Source organism: Burkholderiales bacterium, from assembly GCA_036262035.1.
Classification (GTDB): domain Bacteria; phylum Pseudomonadota; class Gammaproteobacteria; order Burkholderiales; family SG8-41; genus JAQGMV01.
The window spans coordinates 285,999-298,414 of sequence record DATAJS010000015.1 but is presented as its reverse complement, the minus strand read 5'-3'; the positions used below and the strand labels follow the sequence as shown (position 1 = coordinate 298,414).

At 68.1% G+C, this 12,416-nt stretch carries 8 protein-coding genes; 5 read left to right on the top strand and 3 right to left on the bottom strand.

Going from position 1 to position 12,416, the window contains the following annotated elements; genetic code table 11:
* On the top strand, positions 1-1,231 hold a 1,231-nt coding region (locus VHP37_19985), incomplete at its 5' end, for a tripartite tricarboxylate transporter permease (GenBank protein HEX2828645.1).
* Positions 1,232-1,358: 127 nt separating this feature from the next.
* Here VHP37_19985 and VHP37_19980 read toward each other — a convergent pair.
* The gene (locus VHP37_19980; GenBank protein HEX2828644.1) at positions 1,359-3,119 is read right to left on the bottom strand and encodes a radical SAM protein; all 1,761 of its coding nucleotides are present in this window, start codon (positions 3,117-3,119) and stop codon (positions 1,359-1,361) included.
* A gap of 29 nt (positions 3,120-3,148) precedes the next feature.
* The gene (locus VHP37_19975) at positions 3,149-4,081 is read right to left on the bottom strand and encodes a tripartite tricarboxylate transporter substrate binding protein (GenBank protein HEX2828643.1); all 933 of its coding nucleotides are present in this window, start codon (positions 4,079-4,081) and stop codon (positions 3,149-3,151) included.
* A gap of 237 nt (positions 4,082-4,318) precedes the next feature.
* Between VHP37_19975 and VHP37_19970 the strand changes: the two genes are divergently transcribed.
* Together VHP37_19970 and VHP37_19965 are read left to right on the top strand one after the other, a co-directional pair.
* The gene (locus tag VHP37_19970; protein ID HEX2828642.1) at positions 4,319-6,025 is read left to right on the top strand and encodes a hypothetical protein; all 1,707 of its coding nucleotides are present in this window, start codon (positions 4,319-4,321) and stop codon (positions 6,023-6,025) included.
* Between the two features lie 115 nt (positions 6,026-6,140).
* Positions 6,141-7,379 (top strand): amidohydrolase family protein, encoded by a 1,239-nt coding sequence (locus VHP37_19965; GenBank protein ID HEX2828641.1) that lies wholly within the window; start codon positions 6,141-6,143, stop codon positions 7,377-7,379.
* Between the two features lie 21 nt (positions 7,380-7,400).
* Here the strand turns inward: VHP37_19965 and VHP37_19960 are convergent, their stop codons facing one another.
* Positions 7,401-8,963 carry a hypothetical protein gene (locus VHP37_19960; GenBank protein HEX2828640.1) on the bottom strand — a complete coding sequence of 521 codons (1,563 nt, stop codon included), beginning with the start codon at positions 8,961-8,963 and terminating at the stop codon, positions 7,401-7,403.
* A 136-nt stretch (positions 8,964-9,099) separates the two neighbouring features.
* Here VHP37_19960 and VHP37_19955 point away from each other — a divergent pair, with 136 nt between their 5' ends.
* Both VHP37_19955 and VHP37_19950 read left to right on the top strand, forming a co-directional pair.
* Entirely contained in the window at positions 9,100-10,737 is a 1,638-nt protein-coding gene (locus VHP37_19955; GenBank protein HEX2828639.1) for a winged helix-turn-helix domain-containing protein, read from the top strand.
* A gap of 137 nt (positions 10,738-10,874) precedes the next feature.
* Complete coding sequence (locus VHP37_19950) at positions 10,875-12,404, top strand: M81 family metallopeptidase (GenBank protein HEX2828638.1); 1,530 nt, start codon at positions 10,875-10,877, stop codon at positions 12,402-12,404.
* The last annotated feature ends 12 nt before the right edge of the window (positions 12,405-12,416 follow it).

Below are 12,416 nucleotides of genomic sequence, written 5' to 3'. Positions count from 1 at the left end.
GGCGGTCGTCACGTGTATGGACGGCTATCAGATGGCGCGGCAGGGGAGGGCCGGACCCGCGCTCGGCATTGCGGCCATCGGCTCGTTCTTCGCGGGCTGCGTCTGCACCCTGATCATCGCGCTGTTCGGGCCTCCGATCGCGGAGATGGCGCTGAAGTTCGGCGCGCCCGAATACTTCTCGCTCATGCTGATGGGTCTGGTCACCGCCGCGGTGCTCGCGCACGGCGACATGATCAAGTCGCTCGCGATGGTGTGTCTCGGCCTGCTGCTCGGCGTGGTCGGCACCGACGTGAACTCGGGCATGGCGCGCTACAGCTTCGGGCTGCCGGAGCTCACCGACGGTATCGGCTTCATCGTGATCGCCGTCGGCGTCTTTGCGATGGGTGAGATCGTCGCCAACCTGGGCGACCCCGAAGAGCGCCAGGTCTTCACGAAAAAGGTGAAGAACCTGTGGCCGACGTGGGCCGACATCAAGCAGTCGTCGGGCGCGATCATCCGCGGCACGGGCATCGGCGCGTTCTTCGGCGTGCTGCCCGGCACGGGGCCTTCCATCGCGGCGTTCTCGTCCTATATGGTCGAGAAGAAGATGGCCAAAGACCCTTCGCGCTTCGGCAAGGGGGCAATCGAAGGGGTCGCGGGCCCGGAATCGGCGAACAACGCCGACGCGCAGTGCAAGTTCATCCCGACGCTCACGCTCGGTATCCCGGCGAGCGCGACGATGGCGCTGATGCTCGGCGCGCTGACGATACAGGGCATCGCGCCCGGACCTCAGGTGATGACGCAGAAACCCGACCTCTTCTGGGGCCTGATCGCCTCGATGTGGCTGGGTAACGCGATGCTCGTCATCCTGAACCTGCCGCTGATCGGCCTGTGGGTGAGCCTGCTGAAAGTGCCTTACCGCGTGCTCTTCCCCTGCATCATGGCGTTCTCGGGCATCGGCATCTACAGCGTGAACAACAGCTCGTTCGAGATCTACCTGACGGCGTTCTTCGGGCTGGTCGGTTTCGTGTGGATGCGCTTCGAGATGCAGCCGGCGCCGATGCTGCTCGGCTTCGTGCTCGGACCCCTGATGGAAGAGAACCTGCGAAGAGCGCTGCTCATCTCCCGCGGCGACGCGTCGGTGTTCTTCACGCGGCCCATCAGCCTGAGCTTCATGATCGCCACGCTGGTGATCCTCATCATCATGGCGCTGCCGGCGATCCGCAAGAAGCGCGACTCGATTACCGACTGAGCGCTTCGGTCCTCCAGCGAAGAGCCCGCTTTCGAGCGGGCTCTTTTTTCGGGTCACAGTCACATTTCCAGCGGCTAATCCGGGTCAGAGTCAGATGAGCCGCGAATAATGTGACTCTGACCCGGATTCAGGCCTCGACCGCCTTGTGCGTGACCACCGAGATCTTGATCTTCTTCTGCTTCTCGACGACCGCTTTCGCGCCCGAGGTCTGGGTGTAGAGCTCCAGCGCGTCGAGCTCTTCCTGGCCGACCGGTTTCATCGCGACGTCTTCGTACGGCGCGTCGGTCTCGAGCGCGCGCTTCATGATCTTGCGGTGCTGCGCGTACATGACGGCGAAGTCGAAATAGGTCTTCGCGATGCCGAACCAGTACTTCGGATAGAAGACGAAGAGGCTCTCGCGCTTGAAACTCGGCCGCCGGTCGCGGCGGTACTTGCGCCGCAGGAAGCCCGACTCGAGCGGATGCACCCCTTCGAGCCGCCACGACGCGTAGAAGGTCAGCAGCTTCAGCATCATCTCGTGATGGGGAAAACCCCACGACCTGGTGCGGCGGATGATGCGCTCCACGTGCTCGGGCGAATAATAGAGGTCCCATGCGCGGTCGTAGACCTCGAAGAGCTTCTCGGCCGACATCGTCTCGTGCGGGGCGGTCACGTGCACGAGGTCGTACTTGTTCAGGTCCTGCGCCATCGGCACGCCCGCGAGGTGCATGCGCTTGTGGTCCGCCGAGCCCGGCAGCGGCGTCAGCAGGAAGAATTCCAGCAGATCGATCGGCAGCTCCTTCTGGATGATGCGGATGTCGCGCTCGATCGATTTCGGCGTGTCGCCGGGGAAGCCGAGGATGTAGCCCGCATACGTGAGCGTGCCCACGTTGTGCCACGCCTGGAGCATGGCGCGATACTCGGTGATGCGGTTCTGCCCCTTGTGCGCTTCCTTGAGGTTATCGGGATTGATGTTCTCCAGCCCGATGAAGACGCGATTCACGCCCGCGCGCGAAGCCTTCTCGATGAAGTGCCTGATCTTGTGCGCGGCGGTGTCGACCTGCGCGATGATGCGGATCTTCAGCCCCTCCTTCTCCCGCATTTCGATGAGGCGGTCGAAGATCGGCTCCCAGTTCTGGTTGCGCGCGAGATTGTCGTCGGTGATGAAGAAGCTGTGCACGCCCTGCTCGAGGTTCGCGCGCACGAGCGTCTCGACGTCGTCGGCGCTGCGCGAGCGCGACTTGCGCCCCTGGACGTTGATGATCGTGCAGAAGCTGCAGAGGAAGGGACAGCCGCGGCCGGCGTCGAAGCTGGTGCGCATGCCGGCGGTGCGCTTGACGACCTCGGCCGACAGATACGGCGTGGGCGTGCCTTCCATCCCCGGAAGGTCTTTCATGAAGTTGTAGAGAGGCTCGAGCTTCCCGGCGTAAGCCGCCTGCAGGATCTCGTCGAGCCGCCCTTCGGCCTCGCCGGCGAAGAGCGTGACGCCCAGCGCCATCGCGTCCTTCAGCTCCTGCGGGACCTCGGGGAGCATCGCGATGACGCCGCTCACGTGGAAGCCGCCGATCGCCACCTGCACGCCCGCGGCGCGCAGCGGCCGCGCGATGTCCATCGCGCGCGGATACTGGTTGGTCTGAACCCCGACGAGCGCGACGAGCCCGTTGCCGCCGCTCTCGCGGATCTCGCGCGCGATGACGTCGGGACGGATGCGCGTGTTCGTCTCGTCCGAGCACGTGACCCGGATCTCGACGTCCGGACCGAGCACTTTGCGCTCGATGCAATCGAGCGCGAGCCCGTTCAGCGCGGCGAGGGTGTTCGCCGGGATGAACGAGCGCCACCACTGGATGACATAACCGTCTTTATCGTAGTGCGACGGCTTGATGAGGTACAGGCGGAATACATTCGGCATGCTTCACTTTCCCCATAGTGCTACGAATGCTATTCGACCGGAATTTTTGCTTTCTTAACGACCTCCGACCAACGTTTCATGTCCCGCGCGATGCGGTCGCGGAACTCGGATGGCGTCGAGGCGCTGGCCTCGATGCCGACCGCAAGTAGACGCTCTTTTGTCTCCGGCGTCGAGACCTGTGCGGTCAGATCGCGATTGAGCCTTGCGATCACCGCCTGCGGCGTGGCAGCGGGCGCGAGCAGGCCGTACCAGCCGTCGACCTCGTAGCCGGGGAGCCCCGACTCGGCGATCGTCGGCACGTCCGGCAGCGCCGCGCTGCGCTTGACGGTGGTGACGCCCAGCGCCCGCAGCTTGCCCGCTTTGATGTGCGGTGTGCTCGACGAGACGCCGGCGAAGAACGCCGAGACGTGCCCGCCCATGACGTCGGTCATCGCCGGACCGCCGCCCTTGTAGTTCACGTTCACCACGTCGACGCCCGCCAGCACCTTGAAAAGCTCCCCCGCGAGGTGGGTCGCATTGCCGTGGCCGGTCGAGGCGTAATTGAGCTGCCCGGGATTCGCCCTGGCGAGCGCGACGAACTCGCCGACCGTCTTCGCGGCTACCTGCGGCCCGACGACGAGCACGTACGAGCCGTTGCCCACCAGCCCGACGGACGCGAAGTCCTTCATGCTGTCGTAAGGCAGCTTCTTCGTGACCGTCGGCGTGATCGCGTGGCCCGACGGCACGATGAGCAGCGTCTGGCCGTCGGGCGGCGCTTTCGCCACCAGGTCGCTGCCGATGATCGCGTTCGCGCCGCCGCGATTGTCGATCACCACGGGCTGGCCGAGGCGCTCGGGCAGGCCGACCACCACGATGCGGGCGACCGAGTCGACCGCGCCGCCGGGCGGGAACGGGACGATCAGCCGCACCGGTCTCTTCGGCGCCCAATCGGCGGCGCAGGCAACGGCGGGCACGATCGCCACGGCTGTCATCGCGAGGAGGCCAAGGCGACGAAGCGATCCCGCGACGCGCGGACACTCTGTTTCGGACGCTCCGCGATTGCGCAGCTTGTCCTGAGCATTGTCGAAGGATCGCACCGCTCCTCGCCATGACAGTCTTTGCAACATCGCCACACTCCTCCGCATTTTTTTCGAGCCTCAACTGTAACCGAAGCACGGCGGCCACTCTCACGCCGGGCTCGCGCGGCTAGAATCCGCAGGGTGAATATCAGGCAATTGCTGACGAGGAACGCGTGGTCCTCGTCGGTCGTATCGCGTGAGATACGCTACAGAGAGCGCTTCGAGTTCGCGATCGCGCTTTCGCTCCTCGTCCACGCGTTCATCCTCGCGCTGCGATTCGGCGCGGCGGGCTTCGGCCTTCCGTGGGGCGAGGAGCGCGCGGAGGCGCCGCCGGTCACGCTGCGGATGTCCGAGGAGCTGCGCTCGGCCGAGCCCTCTCCGCCGGCGGCCTCGATACAGCGCGACGAGCCGCCGGCGGCGCCCCCCGCCCTCGCAGGCGCGCCGTCGACCGCGCGCGTGACCACGCTCGAAGTGCGCCTCGTCCCCGCGCCCGCACCACCCGCGCCGGCCGCCGCGCCGCGCCGCGAAACCCGCACCGCGAAGGCGGCGGCGCGCACGCGCGCACGCGAGCGCGTGGTCAAGGCCAGGCCTGCGCCGCGCATCCTCGCGCAGGCGAAGCCCGAAGCCGAAACGTTCAAGGTGCCGGAAGCGAAGCGCGTCGAGCCCGAGCCGCAGCGCGCGCCCGACAGCGCGGCGAAGCCCCAGACCGAAGAGCCGCGACCGCCCGACCCGGCGGTCGAGCAGATGATCGAGCAGGCGAGGCGCGAATCCGAGGAGGCCGCGCGAGCGGAGGCCGAGGACGCCGCACGCCGCCGCGCCGAAGAGGATGCGCGGCAGCGCGCGCTCGCCCGGAAGAAGGCGGAGGAAGCAAAGCAGCTCGCCGAAGCGAAGCGCCTCGAGGACGCGCGCAAAGAGGAAGAAGCGCGCAGGGAAGCCCTGGAGCTCGAGGCGAAGAAGCTCGCCGAGGACAAGACGCGGCAGGAAGCCGAAGAGCTCGCGCGGCAGCGCGCGGTCGCGCAGAAGAAGGAAGAGGAAGCGAAGAAGCTCGAGGAAGCGCGCCGCATCGAGGAGAAGAAGAAGGAGGAGGAAGCGCGCGTCGCGGAGCTCAAGAAGAAGGAAGAGGAAGGCCGCCGCGTGCGGCTCGAGATGGAGGCGCTCAAGCGCGCGGAGGAGCTCGCCAAGCTGCAGGCCGAGGCGAAGCGCAAAGCGCTCGAAGCGCAGAAGGCCGCCGAGGAAGCCGCGAAGCTGAAGGAAGCGCAGCGCCTCGCCGAAGAAGCCGCGCGCGCCAGGGAAGCCGAGAGGAAGCGCGCCGAAGCCGACGCGCAGCGCGAGCGCGAGCGTCTCGCGGCGCAGAAGGCGGGACCGGCGGCGCCGGGCCAGCTCTCCGGCCTCGACATCGCGAAGAAAGCGATCGAGGACCTGCGCAATCCGGGCACGCCGCGCGGCGATCCGCGACGTCCGCCCGGGCCGCCGACCACCGCCGAGAACCCGCGCCGGCGCTCGGTGTTCGGGATCGAGCGCGACGTCATGGTGAGGAGCTACATCGAGAGCTGGCGCTCCAAGCTCGAGCGCTATGGATCGTTCAACTACCGCCGCTCGGCGTCGCGCTCCTCGCTCTACGACAACCCGATCGTCACCGTCGCCATCCGCAGCGACGGCAGCCTCGAGGACGTGCGCATCCACCGCTCGAGCGGCCTGCGCGAGATCGACGAAGCGATCTTCCGCATCTCCGAGCTGCATGCGCCGTATGCCAAGTTCCCGCCCGCGCTCGCGCGGCAGTACGACGTCATCGAGATCCGCCGCGTGTGGTCGTTCGAGGATACGCTCAAGATACTCGACGAGATGTGACGGTCCCGCCAGGGACCGTCATTCCGGAGCGACAGCGCCCGCGATCCGGTCCATTTTGACTTTCCAGAGTGCTTTGGCGCACGATCCGGTCACGTTCCTGGAAGGGGGAGCCGTCATGAAAAAACTAGCCGCCGCCGCAGCGCTCTGCACCGTCGCCGCATTCGGCCATCCCGCTCATGCCCAATCGGTGACCGCCTACGAAGGCGCACGCCTGATCGTCGGCGACGGGCGCGTCATCGACAACGGCGTGCTGGTGGTCGACGGCGCGCGCATCGCCGCAGCCGGTCCTGCCGCGAACGTCAAAGTGCCGGCGGGCGCGAAGCGCGTGGACGTCAAAGGCAAGACGGTGATGCCGACGATCATCGACACGCACGTCCACCTGAGCCCGCGGCGCGACGCCATCGTGCGCGACCTCAGGATGCGCGCCTATTACGGCGTCGGCGCCGCGATGAGCATGGGCACCGACAGCATCGAAGCCTTCGAATTTCAGGGCAAGACGATGCCGGGTGCGGCACGAATGTTCACCGCCGGACGCGGCATCACCATGCCCGAGCCGGGCCGCACGACCGTGCCGCACTGGGTCACCACCGCGGACGACGGCCGCAAGGCGGTGCAACAGCTCGCGGCGGACAAGGTCGACATCGTCAAGATCTGGGTCGACACGCGCGACGGCAAGTACAAGAAGATCCCGCCGGAGATCTACGGGCCGATCATCGACGAAGCGCACAAGCGCGGCCTGCGCGTCACCGCGCACATCTTCGATCTGGAAGATGCGAAGGGCCTGATACGCGCGGGAATCGATGCTTTCGCGCACGGCGTGCGCGACAGAGACATCGACGACGAATTCATCGCGATGTGGAAGCAGCATCCGAACCTCGTGCTCACGCCCAACCTGCCCGATCGCGGGGTGAAGACCGATCTGTCGTGGCTGAAAGCCGGGTTGTCCGCGGCCGAGGTCGACAAGCTCGAAGCGGCCAATACCGATCGTCCCGACGCGCAGAAGTTCTTCGGCATCCAGGCGCGCAATCTCGCGAAGCTCAATGCGGCCGGCGCGCGCATCACCCTCGGCACCGACGGCAACCGCCCGTGGGGCCCGCACGAAGAGATGGCGGACATGGTCACTGCGGGCATGACGCCGATGCAGGTCATCGTCGCGGCGACGCGCAACTCGGCGGAGTTCCTGCGCATGTCCGACGCGGGCACGCTCGAAGCCGGCAAGAGCGCGGACTTCATCGTCCTCGACGCCAATCCGCTCGACGACATCACCCACACCCGGCGCATCTCGACCGTCGTGTTGCGCGGCGAGACGGTCGACCGCACAAATCCGGGTCAGAGTCAGATTTCTGGTCGGTAACGTGACTCTGACCCGGATTTTCTAGGGGCGCGTGCCGCCGTTCTTCGCGAGCGCTGCGAGCTTTGCTTGATAGAGCCTGGCCTTCGCGGTGTCGCCGGCTTTCGCGGCCGCGGTCGCGGCGCCATACCAGCCGCGGAAGCGGTTGGGCTCGCGCTGCTGCGACGCTTCGTATTCCTTGAGCGCAGCCGCAGGCTGGCCCAGCTCCATCAGCAGATCGCCCAGGAGCTCGCGCGCGGGCAATATCGGCCCCGGCGAGATCGGCGATTTTTCGCTCGCGCTCTCGCGATCGGCCGCGGTGCGCATGAGCGCCAGCGCTTCGTCCCGGCGCTGGTCGGCGAGCGCGATCCACGCCTCCGCGGCGAGACGCTGGATCTCGACCTGCTCGGTCCAGTACTTGTCCTTGGCGAGGCCGTCACGCAGCTCGGCAAGCTTTGCCACATCGGCTTTCGCCGCCGCCGCGTCGCCGGCACGAGCCGCGCCGACCGCGCGCGCGAAGTGCGTGACCGCGTTCGCGTAGAGGACCTTCCCCGGGTTGACCGGCAATGCGGCCGCCGCTTTCCAGTCCCCCCGCTCCAGCGCGTAACGCGCGGGCGCCGCGGCCGCGCCGTAAGGTCCGGCGGCCCGGATCAGCTTGTATTTCGACGTCGCCTCGGTCGCGCGTTCCAGCGCCTGCTTCGCTTCGGCGTCGCGCGCGAGCTGGAGGTAGGCGTATACCTGGTAATCGATCGCGTGCAGGATCTCGTCGCCGCTCGAATTGGCGCGCGCGTTGTCCTCCGAGCGCCGGTTGGTCGCCGCGGAGTCTTCCCACGCGCCGACCCGCGTGAAGATGTGCGAAGGCATGTGCAGCGCGTGCGCCGCCGACGGCGCGATGCTCGCGTAGCGGCGCGCGGCGGCAAGCCCCTTGTCGGCGAGCGGCGGATAGTCGTAGCTGTGGATGAGGAAGTGCGCGACGCCGGGATGGTCCGGATGCGTGACGAGCAGCGGCTCGAGCAGCGCCGCCGCCTCGAGCTGCTTGGCGTACGTCTGGTCGGACAGGTCCGCGGCGAAGTTGAGCGCGAGCGCGTAGAAGATCTTCGCCTCGACGTCGTCCGGATAGCGCTCGACCACCCGCGCCATCGCCCGCTCGTACGCCACCGCGCGCTCGTGCCAGCGCTTCGCGCTGACGTCGGTGTAGAGGATCGCCGCAGCCTCGATGTAATCGCGCTCCCGGGGCGTTTTCGCGCCGATCGCCCGCGCCTGCTCGATCGCCGCGGCGCCTTCCTCGAGGAACGCCGAGCCCGGCTCGCCGCCGAACGGGTTGAGCAGCCGGTTGATCGCGACGCCCCAGTACGCCATCGCGCAAGCAGGATCCTGCGCGGCGACCGCCCTGAACGCCTTCAGGCCTTCGCCGAACCAGAACGAATGCAGCAGCGCGACGCCGCGCTCGAACTGAGGTTGGACGGCCGCCGAGCACGACGTCGGGAATGACACTTTTCCGAGTTGCTCGGGCGGGCGGCCGCCCGCGCCGTGGTCGTGATCGTGCTGCGCTGCGGCGGCAAAGCTCGTGACCGTCGCCAGGCCCAATGCGTAGAGAGACTTCCTCATGATCGTCCTCCGTTGCGCCGAAGTGGCCGATCGCATTCCACGACGAGACGGGCGACGCGTCCCGAACAAACGCCTAAGGTTTGGCTAAGATGCGAAATCCCGGGACCCTTCGAGGCCTTCCACCGGCGTCAGCGCCATGCCGGACGACGCTCAACAAGCTCCGCACGCGCTCCTGACGATCGGCGACTGGACCGTCGAGCCGCCGCTCAACCAGCTTTCGTCGGACGAGCGCGTGGTGAAGATCGAGCCCAAGGCGATGGCGCTGCTGTGCCATCTCGCCGAGCGCCCGGGCGAGGTCGTCAGCCGCGAGGCCCTGCTCTCCGCGGTCTGGCCGGGCGTCGTCGTCAGCGACGATGCGCTGACCCAGGTCGTCATCAAGCTGCGCAAGGCGCTCGGCGACGATGCCGAAGCGCCGGCGTACATCCAGACGATTCCGAAGCGCGGCTATCGCCTGGTCGCCAAAGTCGCGAGACCGGCGGCAAGCACGCCGCCGGCGCCGGCGCGCAAGTCGCCGTGGCCGGCCGTCGCCGCGGTCGCATCGATCGCGGCGGCCGGTGCGATCGGCTGGATCGCGCTCCGCCCCGACGACACCGAGCGCATCGGCCGCGCCGTGACGAGCGGCGAGGCGGCGCGGGCGGCGCAGCCGACGGTCGGCATCCGCGCGTTCGAAGCGGTCGGCGGCGACGCCGAAGCGGCCGTGCTCGCGCGCGGGATCACCGCCGATCTCGCCACCGACCTCAGCAAGATCAGCGGCATCTCGGTCGTCGCGGAAAGCGCCGCCGGCATGGCGGCGCGTTACGTGGTGACGGGCTCGGTGCAGCGCGCCGGCGAGCGGCTGCGGCTCAACGTGCATCTCACCGACGCCGCCAGCGGCAAACAGCTCTGGTCCGAGCGCTACGACCGCACCCTGAGCGACCTCTTCGCGGTGCAGGAAGAGCTCGGGCGCGCGGTGGTCCAGCTCCTGCCCGCGAAAGTGAGCGAGGCCGAGCTCGCACGGGTCGCGCGGCCGCACACGCGCAACCTCGAGGCCTACCGGTATTTCCAGCGCGGCCAGCTTGCGGCGATCGCGAGGCAGCGCACCGAGAACGAGACCGCGCGCGAGCTTTTCAGGCGCGCGATCGAGCTCGACCCGCGCTTTGCGCGCGCCTACGCCGCGCTCGCGATGACCTACGCGATCGAGCACCGCAACCAGTGGAGCGCGGACAGCGCGGCGGCGCTGCAGCGCGCTTACGAGCTCGCGACCACGGCGCGCCAGATCGACAGCGACGTCCCCGAGACTTACCTCGCGCTCGCCCTCGTCAATCTGCAGCGGCGCAGGCACCGCGAAGCGCTCGAGCAGGCGGAGACCGCGGTGCGCCTGTATCCGTCGTACTCGGACGCGTACGCGCTGATGGGCGGCATCCTCACTTACATGGACCAGCCGCGCGAGGCGCCCAGCCTGCTGCGCATCGCGATGCGGCTCAATCCGGACGGCAGCTATCTGCACTCGCTCATCCTCGGGCGCGCGCACTACGGTCTCGACAACGCCGAGCAGGCGAAGCTCAATCTCGGTTACGCGCTCCAGCGCAATCCCGCGGACGTCGAAGCGCGCGTCTACATGGCGGCCTCGCAGCTCGCCGGCGGCGACAACGCCGCGGCAGCCTGGGAAGCCGACGAGATCCGCACCCTCGCTCCCGGCTTCTCCGCCCGCACGTGGCTGTCGACGCATCCGTTGGTCGAAGGTAAGACGCGGCAGAAGCTCGCAAAGGCGCTAAGTGCATTGGGATTGGATTGACGGCGCCGTCATCGAGCGGGCCCTGCTCGGTGCGTTTGCACGCACCCTACGTTTCGGTTCATCGTTCTTGTTTTCCTCTGCGTCCTCTGCGTCCTCTGCGGTTAAGCTTCTTCAACTCTTGAGCAACGCAATACACCATGACCAGACCACCCCGCGTCGCCATCCTCGGCATCCACCTCGAAAGCAACGCCTTCGCGCCGACCACGACCGAAGCCGATTTCCGCGCTTCGTGCTACTACGAAGGCGCGGCGATGCTCGCCGAAGCCGCCAAGCCCGCGCCTGCGATGCCCGCCGAGATCCCCGGCTTCGTCGAAGCGATGAACGCGACCGGACCGTGGGAAGCGGTGCCCATCCTCATCACCGCCACCGAGCCCGGCGGCGCCGCCGACGCCGCATTCGTCGAGCGCACCCTCGCGCGCATGCGCGCGCTGCTGCGCGAGGCCGGCGCGCTCGACGCGATCTACGTCAGCAATCACGGCGCGATGGTGTCGACCGCCGACAGCGATCCCGACGGCGAGCTCTACGCGCTCGCCCGCGTAGCGGTCGGACCCGACAAGCCGGTCGTCGCGACGGTCGACCTGCACGCAAACATCTCGCAGCGCATGTTCGACAACGCGGACGTGATCGTCAGCTATCGCACCAATCCGCACGTCGACCGGCGCGAGCGCGGCGCCGAGGCCGCACCGCTGCTGCGGCGTCTGCTCGCCGGCGAGCGCTTCGGCAAGACCTTCATCCGCATGCCGATCGCGGCACCCACCGTGACGCTGCTCACCGCGCGCGGCGCGTACGCCGACATGATCGTCGAAGGCCAGCGGCACATCGCGCCCGACCTGCCCGTCGTGTCGCTGCTCGGCGGCTTCGCTTTCGCGGATGCGCCGGAGTGCGGGATCTCGATCCTCACCTACGGGACGGACGACAAGAGAAAGAAGCTCGCGCTCGACCTCGCGAAGTATGCGTGGGCGCAGCGCGAGCGCTTCACGGTGAAGCTCACGGCGCTCGACGCTGCGATCGCACGCGCCGTAGCGGCGGGCAAAAGCCTGGATCGCGCCGTGATGTGCCTGGCCGACGTCGCGGACAACCCCGGCGGCGGCGGACGCGGCAACACCACCGACGTGCTCGAAGCCCTGCTCGCCGCGCGGGCCGAGCGCGCGCTGCTCGGCAACTTCGTCGACCCGGCGGCTGCGGCGCGCTGTCATGAAGCCGGCGTCGGCGCGAAGCTGAGCGTCGTGCTGAACGAAGGCCGCGCCGACGCGCACGCGCGCGAGATACCGGTCGAGCTGGAAGTGCTCGCGCTATCGAACGGCGTCGTGCCCGGCCGCCGCGGGATTTACGCCGGCCGCACTGCGCTCATGGGGCCGACCGCGGCGGTGCGCATCGGCGGCCTCACGATGGTGGTGTGCGCGCGCCGCATCCAGTGCGCCGACCCCGCATTCTTCGAGCACCTCGGCCTGGACGTCGGCTCCTTCGCGTCGCTCACGGTGAAATCGCGCGGCCACTTCCGCGCCGGCTTCGACGAGTGCTATCCCGACGCGAAGATCGTGGAGGTCGACGCGGCCGGGCTCACGTCGCCGCTGCTCGAGCGCTTCCCCTGGAAAGCCCTGCCGCGCCCGGTGTGGCCGCTCGACCGCGAAACGCAATGGACTCCGCCTTCGCTCGAAGCGCTGTAACCGGATCAACCA

What these genes read in the sequence shown, in the direction of transcription:
- VHP37_19980 (HEX2828644.1), bottom strand. Translation starts at nt 3,119, where the DNA reads ATGCCGAATGTATTCCGCCTGTACCTCATCAAGCCGTCGCACTACGAT.
- VHP37_19965 (HEX2828641.1), top strand. Translation starts at nt 6,141, where the DNA reads ATGAAAAAACTAGCCGCCGCCGCAGCGCTCTGCACCGTCGCCGCATTC.
- VHP37_19960 (HEX2828640.1), bottom strand. Translation starts at nt 8,963, where the DNA reads ATGAGGAAGTCTCTCTACGCATTGGGCCTGGCGACGGTCACGAGCTTT.
- VHP37_19955 (HEX2828639.1), top strand. Translation starts at nt 9,100, where the DNA reads ATGCCGGACGACGCTCAACAAGCTCCGCACGCGCTCCTGACGATCGGC.
- VHP37_19950 (HEX2828638.1), top strand. Translation starts at nt 10,875, where the DNA reads ATGACCAGACCACCCCGCGTCGCCATCCTCGGCATCCACCTCGAAAGC.